The 19,696-nt window shown below is 31.3% G+C and carries 22 protein-coding genes, 1 pseudogene and 1 riboswitch; of the genes and pseudogenes, 10 read left to right on the plus strand and 13 right to left on the minus strand.

Annotated features, from left to right (window positions below; translation table 11 throughout):
* Window positions 1–39: 39 nt before the first annotated feature.
* The 4 genes from mgtA to BG261_RS03830 form a co-directional block, all read right to left on the minus strand.
* Window positions 40–2,643, minus strand: coding sequence for a magnesium-translocating P-type ATPase (gene mgtA / locus BG261_RS03810; RefSeq protein ID WP_233278893.1), 2,604 nt, complete (start codon window positions 2,641–2,643; stop codon window positions 40–42).
* 163 nt (window positions 2,644–2,806) lie between these two features.
* Window positions 2,807–2,973: riboswitch (M-box (ykoK) riboswitch) on the minus strand.
* 61 nt (window positions 2,974–3,034) lie between these two features.
* Entirely contained in the window at window positions 3,035–3,841 is an 807-nt protein-coding gene (locus tag BG261_RS03820) for a hypothetical protein (RefSeq protein ID WP_070791850.1), read from the minus strand.
* Window positions 3,842–3,850: 9 nt separating this feature from the next.
* A complete protein-coding gene (locus tag BG261_RS03825) occupies window positions 3,851–4,261 on the minus strand; it encodes an SRPBCC family protein (RefSeq protein ID WP_070791851.1) in 411 nt (136 codons plus the stop codon).
* On the minus strand, window positions 4,262–4,585 hold the full coding sequence (locus BG261_RS03830; protein ID WP_070791852.1) for an ArsR/SmtB family transcription factor: 324 nt from the start codon (window positions 4,583–4,585) through the stop codon (window positions 4,262–4,264). It lies immediately after the preceding gene.
* A 126-nt stretch (window positions 4,586–4,711) separates the two neighbouring features.
* Here BG261_RS03830 and BG261_RS11440 point away from each other — a divergent pair, with 126 nt between their 5' ends.
* From BG261_RS11440 to apf, 5 genes are all read left to right on the plus strand, one after another.
* Window positions 4,712–5,752, plus strand: coding sequence for a GNAT family N-acetyltransferase (locus BG261_RS11440; RefSeq protein ID WP_070791853.1), 1,041 nt, complete (start codon window positions 4,712–4,714; stop codon window positions 5,750–5,752).
* 16 nt (window positions 5,753–5,768) lie between these two features.
* The gene (locus tag BG261_RS03840) at window positions 5,769–6,518 is read left to right on the plus strand and encodes an HAD-IIB family hydrolase (RefSeq protein ID WP_070791854.1); all 750 of its coding nucleotides are present in this window, start codon (window positions 5,769–5,771) and stop codon (window positions 6,516–6,518) included.
* Window position 6,519: 1 nt separating this feature from the next.
* Window positions 6,520–7,110, plus strand: a complete 591-nt coding sequence (locus BG261_RS03845; protein WP_070791855.1) for a hypothetical protein — start codon at window positions 6,520–6,522, stop codon at window positions 7,108–7,110.
* Window positions 7,111–7,137: 27 nt separating this feature from the next.
* Window positions 7,138–7,317 carry a hypothetical protein gene (locus BG261_RS03850; RefSeq protein ID WP_070791856.1) on the plus strand — a complete coding sequence of 60 codons (180 nt, stop codon included), beginning with the start codon at window positions 7,138–7,140 and terminating at the stop codon, window positions 7,315–7,317.
* Between the two features lie 499 nt (window positions 7,318–7,816).
* Complete coding sequence (gene apf, locus BG261_RS03855; protein ID WP_070791857.1) at window positions 7,817–8,452, plus strand: aggregation-promoting factor; 636 nt, start codon at window positions 7,817–7,819, stop codon at window positions 8,450–8,452.
* 113 nt (window positions 8,453–8,565) lie between these two features.
* Here apf and BG261_RS03860 read toward each other — a convergent pair whose 3' ends face one another.
* The 3 genes from BG261_RS03860 to BG261_RS03870 form a co-directional block, all read right to left on the minus strand.
* Window positions 8,566–9,498 carry a terpene synthase family protein gene (locus tag BG261_RS03860; protein WP_070791858.1) on the minus strand — a complete coding sequence of 311 codons (933 nt, stop codon included), beginning with the start codon at window positions 9,496–9,498 and terminating at the stop codon, window positions 8,566–8,568.
* 34 nt (window positions 9,499–9,532) lie between these two features.
* On the minus strand, window positions 9,533–10,486 hold the full coding sequence (locus tag BG261_RS03865; protein WP_070791859.1) for a hypothetical protein: 954 nt from the start codon (window positions 10,484–10,486) through the stop codon (window positions 9,533–9,535).
* Window positions 10,487–10,591: 105 nt separating this feature from the next.
* The gene (locus BG261_RS03870; protein WP_070791860.1) at window positions 10,592–11,017 is read right to left on the minus strand and encodes a CsbD family protein; all 426 of its coding nucleotides are present in this window, start codon (window positions 11,015–11,017) and stop codon (window positions 10,592–10,594) included.
* A gap of 200 nt (window positions 11,018–11,217) precedes the next feature.
* Between BG261_RS03870 and BG261_RS03875 the strand changes: the two genes are divergently transcribed.
* The 4 genes and pseudogenes from BG261_RS03875 to BG261_RS03890 all read left to right on the plus strand — a co-directional run.
* On the plus strand, window positions 11,218–12,222 hold the full coding sequence (locus BG261_RS03875) for a YeiH family protein (protein WP_099098640.1): 1,005 nt from the start codon (window positions 11,218–11,220) through the stop codon (window positions 12,220–12,222).
* A gap of 104 nt (window positions 12,223–12,326) precedes the next feature.
* Window positions 12,327–12,923, plus strand: coding sequence for an alkaline shock response membrane anchor protein AmaP (amaP, locus tag BG261_RS03880; protein ID WP_070791862.1), 597 nt, complete (start codon window positions 12,327–12,329; stop codon window positions 12,921–12,923).
* 18 nt (window positions 12,924–12,941) lie between these two features.
* Window positions 12,942–13,118 carry a DUF2273 domain-containing protein gene (locus BG261_RS03885; protein WP_070791863.1) on the plus strand — a complete coding sequence of 59 codons (177 nt, stop codon included), beginning with the start codon at window positions 12,942–12,944 and terminating at the stop codon, window positions 13,116–13,118.
* Between the two features lie 46 nt (window positions 13,119–13,164).
* Window positions 13,165–13,686, plus strand: a pseudogene (locus BG261_RS03890) (Asp23/Gls24 family envelope stress response protein); the annotation flags it as partial.
* A 292-nt stretch (window positions 13,687–13,978) separates the two neighbouring features.
* Here BG261_RS03890 and BG261_RS03895 read toward each other — a convergent pair.
* From BG261_RS03895 to BG261_RS03920, 6 genes are all read right to left on the minus strand, one after another.
* Window positions 13,979–14,341, minus strand: coding sequence for an EamA family transporter (locus BG261_RS03895; protein WP_070791865.1), 363 nt, complete (start codon window positions 14,339–14,341; stop codon window positions 13,979–13,981).
* Window positions 14,341–14,718, minus strand: a complete 378-nt coding sequence (locus BG261_RS03900; RefSeq protein WP_233278894.1) for an EamA family transporter — start codon at window positions 14,716–14,718, stop codon at window positions 14,341–14,343. The genes BG261_RS03895 and BG261_RS03900 overlap by 1 nt, the downstream gene beginning before the upstream one ends.
* A gap of 2 nt (window positions 14,719–14,720) precedes the next feature.
* On the minus strand, window positions 14,721–15,710 hold the full coding sequence (locus BG261_RS03905; RefSeq protein ID WP_070791867.1) for an alpha/beta hydrolase: 990 nt from the start codon (window positions 15,708–15,710) through the stop codon (window positions 14,721–14,723).
* 38 nt (window positions 15,711–15,748) lie between these two features.
* Window positions 15,749–17,059, minus strand: coding sequence for a bifunctional folylpolyglutamate synthase/dihydrofolate synthase (locus BG261_RS03910; protein ID WP_070791868.1), 1,311 nt, complete (start codon window positions 17,057–17,059; stop codon window positions 15,749–15,751).
* Window positions 17,060–17,210: 151 nt separating this feature from the next.
* Complete coding sequence (locus tag BG261_RS03915; RefSeq protein WP_070791869.1) at window positions 17,211–18,383, minus strand: DUF998 domain-containing protein; 1,173 nt, start codon at window positions 18,381–18,383, stop codon at window positions 17,211–17,213.
* Window positions 18,384–18,460: 77 nt separating this feature from the next.
* Window positions 18,461–18,979: a 2'-5' RNA ligase family protein gene (locus tag BG261_RS03920; protein WP_070791870.1), complete on the minus strand. Its 519-nt coding sequence runs from the start codon at window positions 18,977–18,979 to the stop codon at window positions 18,461–18,463.
* A 127-nt stretch (window positions 18,980–19,106) separates the two neighbouring features.
* Here BG261_RS03920 and BG261_RS03925 point away from each other — a divergent pair, with 127 nt between their 5' ends.
* Window positions 19,107–19,658, plus strand: coding sequence for an NADPH-dependent FMN reductase (locus BG261_RS03925; RefSeq protein ID WP_070791871.1), 552 nt, complete (start codon window positions 19,107–19,109; stop codon window positions 19,656–19,658).
* Window positions 19,659–19,696 lie beyond the last annotated feature (38 nt).

Here is a 19,696-nt window from a genome sequence, read left to right on the forward strand (position 1 = left end):
ATAACAAAAAAACGCTAGTTTCCTAGCGTTTTTCTGATTTTAAACCCATTCATTTCCAAGTTTAATATAAACTCTTTTTGCAAGTTCAACGGTTACAAGGTAACCCAGAGTAATTGCAATGTACCATGGCCAGTAGTTAGTTGGTAGTGGTTGGAAATCAAAATATTCATTGATTGGAGTAAGCATTATAACAAACCCTGCTCCAATAGCCAATACTCCTGAAATCCATACTGGAAGTGATGCATTTGATTGGATAAATGGAATTTTCTTAGTTCTGATAATATGCATGACAAGTGTTTGTGTTGTAAGACCAACCATAAACCATCCTGCTTGGAACATTCCTTGCTTAGCATCTGAATTGAAACCAAGGATATTCCACATTACTAAGAAAGTGATAATATCAAAGATACTTGATACTGGTCCAATGCAAAGCGTAAATTTAAGTAACCCGTCAATTCTCCATTTAACTGGTTTAGCTAATTCTTCTTTATCTACATTATCCCAAGGAATAGTAAGTTGTCCCATATCGTAGATTAGGTTTTGAACTAATAATTGAATTGGAAGCATTGGAAGAATTGGTAGGAAGGCACTTGCTGCCAAGATAGAGAATACATTACCAAAGTTTGATGAAATTGTATTTTTAATATATTTCATCATGTTTGAGAAGACCTTACGTCCTTCTACAACACCTTTGTCAAGAACATCTAAACTCTTTTCAAGAAGAATGATTGAGCTAGCATCTTTTGTAATATCGGCTGCTGTATCCACTGAAATACCTACATCTGCTGTCCGAAGTGCTGGTGCATCATTAATCCCATCACCCATAAATCCAACTGTATGTCCATCATTTTGAATAGCTGCAATAATACGTGATTTTTGCATTGGATTTAATTTTGCAAATAAGTTTACAGTGCGTGCTTTTTCAGCCAGTTCTTGGTCAGTCATTTTTTCAATTTCAGTTCCAAGAATTGAGTCTTCAACTTCAATACCAACATCACGACAAACTTTAGAAGCAACGATCTCATTGTCACCAGTTAATACTTTAACAGTTACACCGTGATCATGTAGTGAACCGATTGCAGTTTTTGATGATTCTTTAGCTGGATCAAGGAATCCCATAAATCCAATTAAGGTCATGTCGCTTTCATCAGCAACTGAATAAATTGCGTTATCATGTACGTCTTTCTTAATAGCTACTGCAAGTACACGCATACCTTGCTTATTAAGCTCAACGTTAACTGCACGCATTTGTTCGCGTAATTCAGGAGTAAGTGCAACCACTTCACCATCAATTTCAGCATGAGAACAAACTGCATCCATCTCTTCAACTGCACCTTTTGTAATCATTAATTGGTGGCCATCTGCCTTAACAACGACTGTTAAACGACGACGTGAAAAGTCAAAAGGAATTTCATCGATTGTTTCAACATTTGTAAATGGTTCTTTACGACCTGTCTCATCATAATAGTTAATAACGGCAATATCCATAAGGTTTTTCCAACCTGTTTGATATTTAGAATTCAAGAAAGCCATATCAAGTACATTTTCGTTATTTTCACCAAGTGGATTTAAATGTTGTACAAGTACTACACGATCCTCAGTAATTGTTCCAGTTTTATCTGTACAAAGGACGTCCATTGAACCCAAGTTTTGAATTGAAGGAAGCTCTTTAACAATAACTTTTTCCTTAGAAAGAGTCATAGCACCTTTTGCTAGATTACTTGTAACAATCATAGGCAACATTTCAGGAGTTAAACCAACTGCAACTGCAATTGCAAAGAAGAAGGCTTGTCCCCAATCTCCTTTTGTTACACCATTAATTAAAAGTACAATAGGGAAAAGAATTAATGACATACGAAGTAATAGTCTACTTACCTTGTATAGTCCGTTATCAAATGCTGTCTTACCACGTTTCTTAGTAGAGTTAAGAGCAATATCTCCGAAAAACGTTGATTGACCAGTTTTCAGAATAACAGCACGTCCCTTACCACTTAGTACGTCTGTACCCATGAAGACAAGGTCTTTCATATCAATTGCAGAACCTTCTGATTCATCTCTAACACCTGCATGAACAAATTTTTCTACTGGAAGTGATTCTCCAGTCAATGAAGACTGATTAACAAATAAGTCTTTTGTCCATATTAATGCTGCATCTGCTGGAATCATGTCTCCTGTTGCAAGATTAACAATATCTCCAGGAACAACTTCATCCATAGGGATTTCTTTCGTTACACCATCACGAGTAACGGCACAAGTATTTTCAATCAGTTCTTTTAATTCAAGACTTGCTTTTTGTGAACGATATTCTTGAACAAAGGTAATTGTGGCACTTGCCAAAATCATAACAGCCATAACAAATCCTGCTTGATAATCACCTGTTGCAAATGATACGAGCATTAAACCAGCTAAAACGAGAACGAATGGGTCCTTAAGTGCCTCTAAAAATAGAATAATTGCAGGTGTTGGCTTTTCAGCATCAACCTTATTAGGACCAAATTCCTCTAGTCTTTTTTCTGCTTCTTCCTCAGTTAATCCTTGTGAAGAAGTTTTGAATGTTTTGAAAAGTTCATTTTCAGATAAAAGAGCAAGTTTCTTTAGTTCTTTTTCTTTTCCTGAACTTTTCTTGATATCCATTTTTTTCATTGTCTTTACCTCCAAGACTCCTGATTAATTTTTATCCCTACTTGATGTATCAAATAATTATAAAAACCAATCAATATATTTTTAGAAAAATAAATGGCGGTGTGCTTTATGGAACGGCTTTCACAAAAAAAGCACGCCCCAACAAAGAGCATGCTTATACATTCATCATGATCAATGTTGAGCTTTAGCACTATAGGGCGTAGATACACCGTATCAGCTACTTTATGAATAACCTTCACGATTATTCCTGTTCTACCAACTAAGAGTCTCTCGATTCTTTCGCGGCAGTAGCTTGTGTCCATATAGGAGCCTCACCTAACAAATATTTAACTGTAATTTTAATATAGACTACTTTTTTTTATATGTCAAGAAATAAGTAACAAACTTTTTATTATTTCACAACTGTATAATCATCAATTGTTTTTCCGTCTTTATCCTTTAGTTGAAGCCATGAGTTGGTTCCAGCATAGTAAAGGAAAAGTCCTACTTCATTAACACTTTTGAGAATAATATCAGTCGTTGTTACAAAGTCTTTGAAGTTTCCTTCTTGTTCTTGACGAAGTTGGTCTCCTACTCTTTCACTAAATCCAACAGAACCATCTTTATTTTTTGGAGCTTCCGCAAGCATTGTAGCTCCTTTTTTTATTAACATTTCATTTCGTTTTTGCCAGTATACTTCTGCTTGGCAACCCCTAAAATCAACTGTAAATTTAATCTTTGCAACATCCTTATTCCATCTGTGTTGTGCTTTTGCAGGCTTAGCCTTAACTGGGGCTTTTTCTTCTTCTGTTTGTGCATTTGGACTAAATGAAATATTGAAAATAGAAAGTAAAGATACAATCATGTCAATAAAGTCAGCAACAGTTTTTCTTTGGTTCTCTGGAATTGCTTTAACACGAGTTTTTTTAATTTCAAGCTTGTTTTCTTCAGCAAGATTCATTAGTCCACGTGTTACATAAGCAGTTTCTAAATCCCAGTTAGGATAAATTTTTACTACTTGTGTTGCTCCCATATCTTTAACGACTTTTTCATGTAATTTTTGCTGAATAGCAATAACTTGACCATCTTTTACGGAGATATAAGTTCCTTCACTATCATCACTCATAAAAACGTTTGTGATAACAATTTTCCCTTGGTCATCAGGAAGAGCAAACATAACTCCGTTATCACTAATTTTAATATCAGTTTTGTAATTCATTGTCTTTCCTTACCCTTCAAGAAGTCCACTTAGTTTTCCAATATTTTCAGTCCAAGCGTATGTAGCACCTGCAATTGCACCTTCACGCGCCTTAGTTTCAGCTGAGAATCCATCTTGTTCAAAATGAAGTTCAGTTGTTCCATCTCCATTGTCAGAAAGTAACCATGTTATTTTGGTTGTTTCTCCCATTGTTGCCCAAGTATAAACTAATTTTTCTGGTTTTTCAGCAACCAATGTTTCAATATTTACGACTCCGTCCCACCAATCAGTAGCTGGTGCACGAAATTCTGATTTTTCTCCCACTTCTGAATTAAAATTGTTGTCCCAAATCCACTGTGACAGAATTTTGGGATCAGTGAGTGCTTCCCATACTTTGTCAATTGAATTTTTAATCGTGAAATCTAGTACTACATCTGCCATTTATTCTTCCTCCAATAAATTTTTCAAATCACCAATCTTTTTAGTCCAAAAGTTTTCATAGAAGGCTATCCAGTCTTTGACTTCCTCTAAAGGTTTTGGTGTAAGGTGATATCTTGTTTCCTTGCCTACTTTTTGCTTTTCTACCAAATCCGCATCTGTCAGTATTCTCAGATGCTTTGATACGGCCGTACGTCCCATATCCAAATGAGGTGTAATTTCATGAAGTGCCATCTCTTCTTGATTTGCATCTGATAATAATCGCAGAATCTGACGTCTATTTGAGTCTGCAATGGCAAAAAAAACATCACGTTTTGCTTCCTGCATACTTTATGATACCCCTTTCATTCTATAAATAAATTATAAGACACCAAATGGTGTCTTGTCAAATAATAAATATGTTTAATTTACTATTTCTGTTACAATAAAATAAAAAGGAAATGGGAAAATTTTATGGGGAATATTAAGTTAGTAAGGGCAGAAATAGTTTATCTAAATCAATTAGAAAATTTAATTAAAGAGTTCACTGAAAATAAAGAGCAAATTCACGGGGCTTCTAGAGTTACAGAGTATAAAAACTTGGTTAACTGGGTAATTGATGTTAGAGATTTTGAAGAAAAGAACAAGGTTCCAGATAACCTTGTTCCTGCTATTCAATACTATGCAATTCGTGAATCAGACGATAAGTTGATTGGTCTCATTAACCTAAGGCTTGAGTTAAATGACTATTTATTAAATTTTGGTGGTCACATCGGATATTCTGTTTTGCCAAGTGAGCGTAAAAAGGGTTATGCCAAGGAAATGCTTGGTTTAGTTGTTGACGAGGCAAGAAAAGAGGGACTAAGCAAGGTTCTTATAACTTGTGATGAGAATAATATTGGTTCAAGAAAAACTATTGAGGCTAATGGTGGTGTGCTTGAAGATGTAAGATATGATCCACATGACAATGAGAATACATGTCGTTACTGGATTGATACTGACCCTGTTGTTTTAGTTAAACCATCATTAGAGTATGCAGAACAACTTATTGAATATAAAAATGAATATGATACACCATACATTGTTGCTGGTTCAAGGCTTCAAGATTATGATGATATAAACAAGTGGATTGAATATCTCAAAACTCAAGAAAATATTGATATAGTTAAACAAGGAAGGGTTCCATCGCTTGAATATTTAGCTGTCAGAAAATCCGACAAAAAAATAATCGGACTAGTTAATATTCGCTTACAACTGAATGATTACTTGAAAAAGTATATTGGACATATCGGTTATTCAGTCTCACCTAATGAACGTAGAAAAGGATATGCATGCAAAATGCTTGAACAAGCATTAAGTATCGCCAATTCTTATGAGTTAAAGAAGGTTCTTTTGGTTTGTGATGACGATAATCTAGCATCTGCTAAAACAATCGAAAAAAATAATGGAATTTTAGAGAATAAAATATTTAATGAAGATAAAATTCTTCAAAGAAGATATTGGATAAATTTATAGAAAGAAAATTAATAAAATGAAATTTGTATTTGACCTTGATGGAACACTTTGCTTCAATGGTGTATCCATTGACCAAGATATTATTATGGCTTTAAAGAAACTGGAAGAAAATAATCATGAAGTAATATTCGCCTCAGCCAGACCTATCAGAGACCTACTTCCACTCATTCCACAGTTTAAGAACAACAAATTAATTGGCGGTAACGGTTCAATAGTATCTGACAAGGGCGAAATAAAAGTCGTTGAACTTATAGATGAAAACTCATTTGAACAAATTCAAAAAATAATCATCAAACATCAATTGAGTTATATCATTGATGACAAGTTTGACTATGCAGCTAGCGTCGACCCTTCGAACAAAATTTTCAAACAACTTGACCCAGATAAGTTAGCTAAAAAAATACAAATAGCTGAAATCAAGCAACCAATTAAAATAATTCTTCTTGATGCTCCTGCTATTGTAGAAAGTGAACTGGCTGAATTATCATCTGATATTTCAGTAATCTCACATGCTAATGAAGGAAACTTTGATATTACATCTGGTGGAATCAATAAATTCACTACCTTAAATAAGCTTTTTGAAATTGATGATTACATAGCATTTGGAAATGACCATAACGATATAGAGCTATTAAAAAATGCTAAATCTGCATATTTAGTAGGTGACCAAGAAAATGCTAAAAACCTTTGTCTGGAAAAGCAAGTAAATATTATTCCTAAGGACAGTATGGAAGTTACTAGAACAATTATGTCATTAGGTAAATAATATGAATAAAATATTTTCCATACAAGGTTCAATGGCTGTCGGTAAAACTAGCGCACTTAAAAAATTAAAAGAACTTCATCCTGAAATAAATATTATATTTGAAGATAATAATCAAGTAATTAAAGAAATTAAAAGAAGAAAACTAGATAAAGGTGTCTATGAGGATTATCTGGAGATTCAAAAAATTTTCATAGAAAATGAAATTAGAAAGTATGAGTCGGTTAAGGCACAGAATATATCAATATTTGATTTTGGAGCTGAAGAGATTGATTTCTACACCTTAAATTACCCAATTTCACTTGGATATAATTGGCAAGTTAGTAGAGATTTATCAAATGAACTAGAAAATCTACATAAAGCATTTCCTGATAGAATTTTATTTTTAAGAGCTTCTAAAGAAAAATTAATTAGCAATAAGAGTGAAGATAAAAGTCGAACAAGAAATTTTTTCGATTTTTATCTTGAAAATCTTCTGCCACTTAAAGAAGAATACTTTAAAAATCTTAAAAATGTAGATTATTTGGATGTTGAAGACTTATCTATTGAAGAAACAGCAAAAGCCATTTATACTTGGATAAGCAACAATAAATAATAAGATTTAGGAGTCAGATAAATATAAATGAAAACACTTGAGGAACTACAACGACTTTTGGAGTCTAACTATATAAACCGTGAGTACGGATTCAATCCTGAAATTGAGTTAGATGGATTCGAGGCAAGCATTGATGAAATCGAGGAGCTTGCGACGGACTTTGGATATAAGCTTAAAATTAAAGACAATACAGTGTATTTTATCTAGATTAATGGTTCATTATTGAACCTTTTTATTTTTGTGTTAAAAATAGTACAGTTTTATACTTTTTCTTTAAAATCGATACATCATTCTTCATCTGTATCCTTATTATTGTATGTTTTGTTGACTATTTTTAATTATTTAAACAAATATTTTAAACAAAATATAGGAGAGATTTAATAATTAAATTTCAATATGTCATATCATAATCTTTCGAAAGCTTAAAGTTTTCTTAAAATATAAGGATTTAACCAGTAAAATATAATTAATTTAATAACAATAATGGAACTTTCATTATAATTAAAATATCATCTAGATTGTTATAATAAAAGGGTCTAAGTAATACAGTTTTACATAATATTCTTAAATTCCAGAAACTGTTGTAATAATTAGGAAATATTTGAAATCAAAATCTCATCTAGCGTATATATCACTGTAATATAAATTTGTTTTAATATATCTTGTACAAAAAACAAACAAACATAAACAAAGGGGATACACATATATGAATTTCAGAACAATTTTAGCAACAAGCGCAGTTTTAGGAACGGCAGCTTTCGGTGCAACAACTGCAAGTGCTGATACTATTTCTCACACTGTACAATCTGGTGATACATTATCATCAATTTCACAACAATACATGGGAAGCTCAGACTATATTACTGCAATTGCTAATCTAAATAATATTCAAGACCAAAACGTTATTTACGTCGGTCAAGTTATCACTTTCGATACTGATAATATAAATACAAATACTACGCCTACTGTTCAAGCACCAGTTGCTGAGCAAGAAGTTGTAGAAACTTATACACAACCGACTGCAGAGGTTTTAGTTGAAACTTATACTCAAGCTACAGTTGAGCCGACATATACTTATACTCAAGAAGTTGCTCAGCAATCAGCACAAGTTAGTTCAAGTAATTCATCTTCAGCTAAGGAATGGATTGCCAATAAAGAATCTTCAGGTTCATATTCAGCAACTAATGGAAGATATATTGGTCGTTACCAATTGGATTCATCATACCTAAACGGTGACTATAGTGCTGCTAACCAAGAACGAGTAGCTGATCAATATGTTGCTGGTCGTTACGGATCATGGGATGCTGCTAAATCATTCTGGTTAGCAAATGGTTGGTACTAAGATAAATTCTTAAATACATAAATTATTAGACATAAACAACCTACAAAAAACGTACTTTAATATTGAGTACGTTTTTTTATTATTCATTTTTATATATTCATTTCAGTACTAAATTAGACGCCATACCTTTTTGACTCAAGCGACCATTTAAGATTACCTACAATACACTTCTCATGTCCTTTTAGAATTCTTAATAAATCAGACTTATATCTTGATTCATTTGCCTCAATTTCATAAATAATTTTTTTAAATTTTTTAAAATATAATTCATGTTCGTTAATAAAGAAATCAATCGCCTCTTGTCTTCCACACTTGAATTGTTTTTCATATAGTAAAACCATATTGAACATATTATTTTCAAGTTCTTCTCTTTCTAATGAAAGTAAATCGTTCTCAATTCCAATTAATTTGGTAGTGCAAAAAGATAAATTATCTAATAATTTATTTATCTCACTCGGAAACCCGTTTGATTGACTGGTTAATGACATGAGAGTTAATCCAGGCAAAACACCTACTGAATTTAATCTATTATCAATATAGTTCTCATAATTTAATTCTTCTGTACCTTCCGAACAACCAATCTCCCAAATAAAGGAATCTATGTAAGCAATTATATATTCTAAGAACTCTTGCCATTGCTGCTCATTCAACACTTTTTCTATATGCTGACAAAAATCTTGCCATGCTCGTAAATAACCATCATTGTATAAATTTTGATTCGCATCATTAAAAATACTAATTAAATTCTCTTTTAAATTAAAAAAGTAATTTACTTTACCCTTATCTTCACTAATATCATCTAAAGAAACAGATAATATAAAAAACTTACATAAACTTTCTAAGCCTAATAAATTATCACTATATGTATATAATGCAAGATTTTCGATATTTTGATTACGCAGTACATAATAATAATTATCAATTCCAAATTGAGCACACCACTCCTTTAAATTAGAATAAAGTGATTCTGTGATAATATCATCAATAAAAAAATCAAATCTAAATAAACACTCTTCAAAATAACCCTTTAATAATGCGGTCTCCATCCTATACCTTTCTCATAACAATTCATTTTTCAAGCTACAGTTTTTTCAAAACTTTCTCTTTAAATGAGTTTACTTCAAATTCTTTTATATTAATCGGCAATGTTTCATCAATTAAATAGTTAATAAAAAATATGAAAATATATGACTCTCTATTTTTATTGTCATATTTAAGATTAAAATTTCTAAATAGTCTATCAAATAAATAATCATACTTACCTCCTAAATATTGAAAGATATAATCATTATTTAGAACATCAAGTTCATTCCAGAAAAATCGAAAGATATCATAAAAAAATACATAATTATTTGCAGTATCCCAATCTATATAGTATAAATCATTAGACTTCTTTTCTCGTAAAATATTTGACGACCACAAATCTCCATGTAATTTAATAAATGGTAGCTCTTGATTTAAGATGTTGTCATTAGTACTATTTATTAATATACTTATTAGATTTTTGAATGGGTGATTACTATATTGAATCTCTATAAAGTTAATATTTTTAATATCTTCGATTTTTAGATTTGCAAAATAGTTATTATAGTCTTCAAAAATACTTTTTAATAATTCTTCACCCTGATTGTGTTCTTCAAAATCAATTAACTGCTCAGAAAGAATCATATTTTTTTGGTCATAGATTTTTAGTTTTGGAATTCTAAAATATTTAGAAAAATAATTATAATTATCTAATTTTGTATCAAACTCTACCCTATTATCTACAAATGAAAGGACCTGTAGCTTAGAAAATATTTTATACCCTCCGCCTGCAGAAAACCATACTATATCACCCATGAACTTTTTGTTTTCACTTTTCACTAAAACTTCTTTTGTAGCAAAATTTTCTTCACCGATTTCGGACTTATATTTTTCTACAATCGAGCTTTTCTCAAGTTCATTTTTAAAAATGATTCTATTCATTGAATCATTTTGATATTTCCCATTAACCAAATATCCTTCAAATTGGTTAACTAAATTATTTTCATTCATACAAATATTTTTCCTTTACAAATACAAAAAGTATACAGCTTCACATTATTATACAAGAAAATACACAAAAAGACTTGGACAATATCCAAGTCTTACTTATATTAATTATTTACCTTCAACAGCATCTTTTGCATCGTCAACTTTATCAGCCACTGCATCTTTAGCGTCTTCTGCTTTGTCTGCTACTGCATCTTTAACATCGCCTGCTTTATCAACAACTGCATCTTTGGCATCTTTTGCTGCATCTTTAGCGTCTTCAACTTTTTCAGGAGCTTTATCTTTAGCTTCTGAAACTTTTTCTTTAGCTCCATCAAAAAGATCTTCTGCTTTATCTTTAACGTCTTCAAAAACGTCTCCAGCTTTGTCAGCAACATCTTTTGCTACATCACCAGCTTTTCCAGCAAACTCTTTTGTTTTACCAACTACTTGATCAAAGAAACCTTCAGCTTTTTTACTGTTGTCGCCTGTTACATCACCAACAACTTCTTTAGCTTTACCTTTTACTTTATCTACTGTTCCATTATCTGTCATTTCGACAACCTCCTGTATTTTTTTGTATTTTGTTTACCCTCTTAATGTACCAAATTAAAAAAATTTTTGCAAGAATTTAGCATATTAATTAACAAATTCAAGTTTATCAATTAACTTATATAAAATATGACTTTTACTTTATATTTTTTGAGTTAATAGTATATACTAGTCATTGAATATATGGAGAAATGGAAGTTAAAATGAACAAAAATCAAATAAAAAATTTAACACCAGGTTTACTTTTATCTCTAGGCGTAGCCGTACTAAGTAAAATTTTAGCAATTTTTATCCCTAAATTAGGAGCAACAACAATAGCAATCCTACTCGGAATCATTCTTGGAAACACAATTTTTCGTCAAAAAGAATTAGATGCTGGAACAAAATTCTCAGAAAGCAAGTTACTCGAAGTTTCGGTCGTGCTACTAGGTGCAACAGTTAGTTTCCAGACAATAGCTCAAATGGGACCTAAAGCACTTATTTACATTCTGCTACTTATGGCGTCAACTATTTCTTTTATTGCTTGGTTGGGTCGTAAAATCGGCTTTAACAAACAGATGTCACTAATGATGGCAGGTGGATGCGGGGTCTGTGGGTCTTCTGCTATCGCTTCTATTGCTCCAACTATCAATGCAGATGATGAAGAAAAGGGACAAGTTATTACCTTAGTCAATTTATTGGGAACTGTAATGATGCTGACTCTACCTTTTCTAGCTAAGCTACTCTTTCCTGACCAAATTATGGCTCAATCTGCCCTATTAGGTGGAACCCTTCAATCAGTTGGGCAAGTTGTGGCGGGGGCAAGCTTCCTGGGAGAAAGTGTCATCCAGATGTCTATGTTATTCAAGATTATGCGTATTATCATGCTAACTGTGGTGGTTTTAGTTATGGGCAGACTTGTGAAAAATGAAAATAATGTTGAAACACAAAGTATCAATGGAAACAAGAAAAAGTTGATTCCTTGGTATGTTCTTGGATTCTTGCTAGTTTGCACATTAAATAGCCTATTACCACTACCGGAATTTTTAGCTAGTTCAGCAAAGTTTATCAGTGGATGGTTTGAAACAATCGCTCTTGCAGCTATCGGATTAAGACTTGATCTTCAAAAATTTATTAAAGAGGGTCCTAAGTTCTTAATTTATGGATTAACAAGCGGTGCTTTTCAAACAGTCATGTCCTTAATTCTTATATATTTATTAATTAAATAAAATTTTTTATATTTATAATTTGCACCAATTTGTCTTTTATACTACAATGATTTGTGTAAAGGTATACAAAACCTGAACTATTTTTATGGAAAGGAGAGTAACTTATGGGAAAATTATCTAAACTTTTTTGCAGCATCTTGTTAATACTTCTAGCTTTTGTTCTATTTTCAGTAACAATTACCTATCAAAAATTTGGTGATATGCCGTTTACGCTCATTAGATACGATAGCTACGCTTATATAGGAAAGTATATTCCACAAATTTTATTTTGGTTAAGTTTGTTCTTCATAGCTTTAATAATAATACTTCTTATATTCGTTATCTTTGCTCCTAAAAAAACAAACAGATTCAAAATCAGTAAAAATAAAGGTTCTTTAGTTATTGATAAAAAAGCAATTGAAAATTTTGTACTTAATATCATTAAAAAAGACTCTGATATTGAAAATCCATCTGTTAAGGCTAAGATGTACAGCAAGAAAATTAAGCTTAATATCTCTGGTGATTTACAACCCGGAACGAATGTTATTGAGAAGAAAGAATATCTAATTGATGAAATCTCAGAAAAGATTGCAAGTCTTCTTGGTGTAACAAGCAATATTAAGTCAGATATAAGATTTAAAAATTTCCAAGTTCCTGAGAAAAAATCAGAAAGCAACTCAGAAGTCCACCGCTCAAAAGGTCGTAAGCCAAGAGTAATTTAAATTGTAAGGAGGAAACGTATGAAAGATTTTGTCAATGAATACAAAATACCTATAATATTTGCATTGTTAGGTCTACTCCTAGCAATACTAATTATGAGTGTAGGTTTCTTTAAAACATTATTAATTTTAGCATTAACTATAGCTGGTGCATTTGTAGGATTTATAGTAAAAGATTTAGATATTTTCAACAATTAATTTGTAACTAATCAAATCATTTATATAGTGTCAAGGAGGACATATCATGGAAAACAAAAATAATAATCAAGTTGCTACTAAAGATGAAACAAAAAACGTTGAGACAAAAGGTCAACTAACTTTTGATGATAAAGTATTGAAGAAAATCATTGGAATTGCACTTGGTGAGGTTGATGGCCTATTAGATTTAGATGGTGGGTTCTTCTCAAATCTTGCAGGAAAAATTGTTAATACAGATGATGTAACTAAAGGAATTGATGTCGAAGTTGGTAAGGAACAAATAGCCGTTGACATGAAAGCCGTTGTAGAATATGGTCGTGATATTCAAAACATTTATGAAAATATGCAAAAAGTAATTTCTCAACAAGTTAAAAAGATGACAGGACTTGACCTTGTTGAATTAAATGTTGAAGTTATTGATATTCAATCTGCTGATGAATACGAAAAAAAATCAGAAACTCTTCAAGATAAAGTAACTGGTGCTGCTGAATCAACTGGTGAATTTGCTTCTAAACAATTTGATAAAGTAAAAGATAAAGTTGGCGATGCTAAAGATGTTGTCGTTGAAAAAGCAGGTGACGCAAAAGACGCAGTTGTAGACAAAGCTAATGATGCAAAGGATGCAGTATCTGATAAGGCAAATGACGCTAAAGACAAAGTACAAGATACAGTTGATAACACTAAAAAAGAACCCGCAAGAGTTCAATAATAGTATATAAATAACTCGAGAAAAATTCTCGAGTTATTTTTTATATCTATGGAAATGATCAATAAATAAAGATTAGTTACCTGAATAAAATAAAGCGATTTGTAGTATCAGTAAATCAGTCAATATATATAGTGAACACTATTACTTAATACTAGCTAACTCCCCCTGCACTTCCAAGAAATGCAATACCAATGACTATTAATATAATTGCCAAGATTTTTTCTTTGGTAATTTTTTCTTTGAATACAAAATATGAAATTAAAATTGTCCATATATATCCAATTGAAGTCATTGGGAACCCAATTGAATAATCCAAATGTTTATAAAGTTGAATATTAGTTTGAGCACTAAGGATATATAGGAAAGCCCCAATGTAAAAATCTACTGAGGTAGCAATATTTTTTAAAGTAAATGAAGGCATTTTATTCATTGCTTTTTTTAGATATATAGCACCTATACTACCAGATAAAGTTGATACTAAAAGCCAGAAAGCAATAGCAAAGAAATTTTCCATTATTTAAGTTCTCCCTCTGTTGTAGTATCATTTGTGTCCTCTGGACTTCTTGAAAGAACAATTGTTCCTGCTACTATAAAAATTACTCCAAGTATTTTAGCAATTGTAATTGGTTCATGAAGAAAAATGAAACCTAGAAAAACTGAGAATGCAAAACCAATAGACATCATTGGTTGTAATACAGATACCTCACCATAGGCAAATGATGCCATAAGAATAAACATACCAGCTGCTGCTAAAACATATCCAATTATTGTAAATAAAGTATATGACATCCCAGATGCTTCTGCTGCAAATTTCCATAGTAACTGACCGAGACTTGCACATGTAGCAGCAATTAACACAAGGATATAACCTTTAGTTTTGTTATCTTTCATTTTTAACCTTTCTTCCATACGAGATTGTCTAAGAAACCATTAACAGTTTTAAAATAATCGTCTTCATCATATATATATGATGATAAATGAGGAGCATCTTTAACAATTAACATGTCTTTAGCACCTTTGTTCGCATCAAAGTTTAATTTAGCCATACTAACATCTACAAATTTATCGCCCGTTCCATGTATTACTAAGAATGGTAATTCATTTTTATTTAAGCCTGGCCTAACATCAACGCTTTTCAAATCAAAATTCCCTTTTGTTCTTACAAAGAAATTCATGAAACTTAAAAGCGGAAAACTAGGAATTTTAAGAGCGTTTTTAATTAAAAGCTCAAATTCCATATAAGCTGAAGTATAGCCACAGTCAGCGACAATCCCTTTAACATTTGTCGGAAGATCAAGTTCTGTTGTTAACATTACAGTAGATGCTCCCATTGATCCGCCATATAGAACAATTTCAGCATTCGGTTCTTTTTTAAGAAGCTCATTAGTCCATTGCAGAATGTCCTTCTTTTCATTATGACCAAAAGTTATTAGCTTTCCTTCGCTCTCACCATGAGACCTATGATCTGGAATTAATATATTATATTCGCCAGAACGGGCTAGATGTTCCATAATAACTTGCATATCACGTCTTCCAGTAGAACGATATCCGTGCACACCAAGTAACCACTTATTACTACCAGGATTAATTTTAAAAACATTTCCAACAAGCTTAAGTCCATCGAAACTAGTAATCGTAACTTGTTCTGTTAGATTTTTATCCCAAAAATCATTTGCAATCTTGTTTTGTGCGTTTTCAATAACTGTATACGGATCGTCTTCAGCAACATCAAACAAATCTGGGTTTGCCAAACTATGTCCCATTTTATTATACCAATTGTTATCTCGATCCATAACTGCATTAGCTAAAAAACTACCTGCATATAGTAAAAGTGCAAAAATTATCATTAAAATAATGACCACAATAATTAAAAAAATCTTCATAAAACCTCCATCTTATATGTTGTATACGTTTACAATTATTATATCATACTTTGTGAACTTCTTTTAAAATATATTCTTACCAATGAAACAAAATAGAGTGATCCTGTCACCAGTACCAAATCATACTTGTCATTCTTAAGTAGCTCCTCAAGTGCTATTTCCCAGTTGGGTTCAAAGGATAAATTTAAATTAGAAAAATCGTGTTTAGAAATCTCCAATGATCTAGGAAATTCAAAACCAGTGACTATTAAATCTGTATTGTCAATATTCAATAATTCTTGAATCATTAGATCAATGCTTTTACTTTCAAGTGCGGAAAAAAGTATTGCTATTTTCTTATTCGCATACCGACTCTGTAAATTTTCAACTAATGATTTTACCGCAGGCATATTGTGAGCACCATCTAAAACCACTAATGGATTTTCCATAACTTTTTCCATTCTAGCAGGCCAATATGTTTTTTTTAGCGAACTTCTAACTTTTTTTATATTAAAATTTATATTTTTCACCTGACAATAAAGATAAAAAACTTCAATAGCTAACCCAGCATTATCAATTTGATGTCGACCTTGAAGAGGAGTATGTAAATCTACAATAGTTGCCTCTTCATTTTCAAAATAAAATGACTCACCCCATTCCTCTTTTGATGAAGATTTGAGTACCTTATATTCTTGACCTGAACGATAAATTGGCGCATTAAGCTGACGAGCCTTGTCTTCGATTACTTTTAAAGCCGAATGATCTATATTTCCAGTAACCAACGGAATGTTATTTTTGATTATTCCAGCCTTTTGATAAGCAATTTCCTCGATTGTATTTCCTAAAATATCCATATGATCCATACCAATTGTCGTAATTGATGTAATTAATGGGTTAACAACATTTGTTGAATCATAAAGACCGCCAAGACCTACCTCAAGAATTACTACATCGACTTTTTGCTCCTTAAAATACTCGAGAGCGAGGACTGTTAAAAATTCGAATTCTGGAATTCCTTCTGTTTTTGGATTTTCATCAATTTCCTCAACTAAAGGCTTTAATTTATCTACTAACCTTGTTAAATCAGAATCAGAAATAAATTTCCCGTTTATAGCAATACGTTCATTAAACATTTCAACATACGGCGAAGTAAATGTCGCAACCTTCAAGCCTTCTTCCATTAGAAGACTTCGTAAATAACTCACAGTTGATCCTTTACCATTTGTTCCAGCAATATGAATTATTTCCAAATCAGAATGAGGATTACCAATTAAGTCAAGAAGAGCTTCAACCCTCATAAGTCCTGGTTTTGGACCATATTTCTTTCGATTATGTATCCAATTTACTGCTTCAATTTCATTTTCTATCATATTTACCTCATCATAATTATAACAAACTAAAGTTTATTCTATGTAAATTCTATGTAAAGCTTTTCTTTATTATACTCTTATTTGAAGTTTATAAATTATATAACAAGATAATTAAATCAAAAAACCAGAAACAACTTCTGGTTTTCATTATTTAATCTTTAAAATATATCTTTATGTACTTTTCATCTTCCTTATCTATTAATAAACCTTGTAGATATTGAAAAAGCATTAAAAGCCATATGAATGCTACAAAAAATGCTAAGAGCTCAAATACAGTTAAGGAGAAATAATGAACTCCTTGGAAAAGAAAGACTATTAGTACCAGCATCCCCATAATAAAGTATGAGGCATATAGAAAGTCTTTTGAAAGTTTAGGCATTAGTATCGGAAGGGCTAAAATCAAAACAATAATCAGATATACTAAATTACTAGCCACTTGATTATGAATTACCGCATATATAGTTCCACCTCGATACGGAAATGCACCAACCGCACCAAGATTTATTGCAACTAATATCAATAACCATCTTAAAATAGATAATTTTTTACTTTTATATTTGTGTGCCAATGATACATACAAATAATCAACAAGTGAAACCATAAGTACACCAGATAAAACAAGTGTTAGATTAAATTGCCAACTATTTTTCGCCCTAAAGGTACCTAAGTAACTAAAATTATATTGCCACCACGCTCGATCTCGATTGGTCATCATAGCCCCAATTACACCGCCAATAATTACAATCGTTAATATATTGGTCAAGATTGTTGGAGTAAGTCTAAGCATGGTGAAAATCATTAAATAGTCAATAACAGCTACAATAATTAGAAAGAGGAATGTTGCGGTATATAGATCGAACCCCAAACCAGGTAACATAAAATCTAATATATCAAACAAATAAAGAGAGAATAAAAAAAGGATAACTGTAAATGCAACTAAAATTGCAGGAAAATTTCTCCAGTACAAAGTCGATGATTGTGCTAATATCTTACCTTTTTTAATAAAAATAAAGGTAATTAATAAAACAATTACTCCACTTAAAACTCCAAGTGTTGTTACAGCACTTCCGATAGAAAGCTTCCCATTCATCGGTATATAAATCATATCCTTATAATAAAAATATAAGTAAAATATTATAGTAGTTATCACTGAAGGAATAACAAATCCTCTCAAGGATACTCTTTGACTGTCCTCTTGATTTATATCTCTTTCAATAAATTCAAAATCTCCATTTGATTCATTTAATATAATGTTTTTGCCAGAATTTTCCTTTATTAAAGCTGACAACTGTACTGGAAACTTATACTTTTCTTCCTTGTCCATAACTATTCCTCAAATCTGTTAAATAATTAATTTAATACTAGCACTAAAATATATTTGGAGCAAAGAAAAGTTAAATATTACACATAAGATAATATATTTATAGTCTTATCTTGATTAATTGATATTAGAAGATAATTATTGATATTTCCTTTAAAGCTTATAAAATCATTTTCTAAAAATTCAAGTGTCTTTTTATGTTTACTTTGTTCAAGATAATTTGCAATCGTAAGGTGACTGATATATTTAAAACCACTATTTTCATGCCACTTATTATCAACTTTGTTGATGAGAAACAGCCTATCTTTATAAAATATTTCTGGAAAATATATTGCAAAATAAATTGCCTTAGAAACTCCAAATGATTCAATACCTTCAACATTAAAATCATATTTGGGGAGCTTAGAAAACTCATTTTTAAAAGTATAAATCACTTGCTCCATACTATTTTTTGTATCAAAAGATAAATATGTTATATGTGGAAACTTATCCCCGTCCAGATGATATGTAGATAAGTTAAAATCAAACATTCTTTTCCAGTGATTCCTTATGATACTTTCAATTCCTTCGTTTACTACCATTACTACTGAATATTCCACAGCTACTCCTTTTTAGGTATTTTAGCATATAAGTCAATAGTAGGATAGTAAATCAAAATCAAGCGTTTTCATGTACTTAGTGTTATACTTTATATATAGATAATTTTTAATTGAAAAGGAGATTAAAATGACAAAAATAGGTATTATTATTGGAAGTTTGCGTAAAGGTTCTTTTAATAGAAAAGTTGCTGAAGCAATTCTTCCCATGTTCAAAGGTGATCTTGAAGCAGACATTATCGAGATTGCTGATCTTGAAATGTATAATCAAGATCTAGATGATGAATCTACTCCAACTCAAGCATGGACAGATTTCAGAGATAAAGTTAAGACATATGATGGAATTGTATTTGTGACTCCAGAATATAATCGAAGTATTCCAGCAGTAATTAAGAATGCACTTGATGTAGGTTCAAGACCTTATGGAGCAAACGTATGGGATAAAAAACCAGCTGCCGTAATTAGTTCTTCAACTGGGGCAATTGGAGGATTTGGAGCTAACCACATTTTACGTCAATCACTTGTTTTCCTTAATATGCCAACACTTCAACAACCAGAAGCATACTTAGGACACATTGATTCATCAATAACAGAAGATGGTAAGATTGACCAAAGAACTTCTGATTATCTGCAAGGAATTGTAGATTCTTATATAGAATTCTTTAAACAATTAAATAAATAAGGCATTAAAAAGCGATTCAATAAAAATTGATCGCTTTT

Source organism: Floricoccus tropicus, from assembly GCF_001832905.1.
GTDB lineage: Bacteria > Bacillota > Bacilli > Lactobacillales > Streptococcaceae > Floricoccus > Floricoccus tropicus.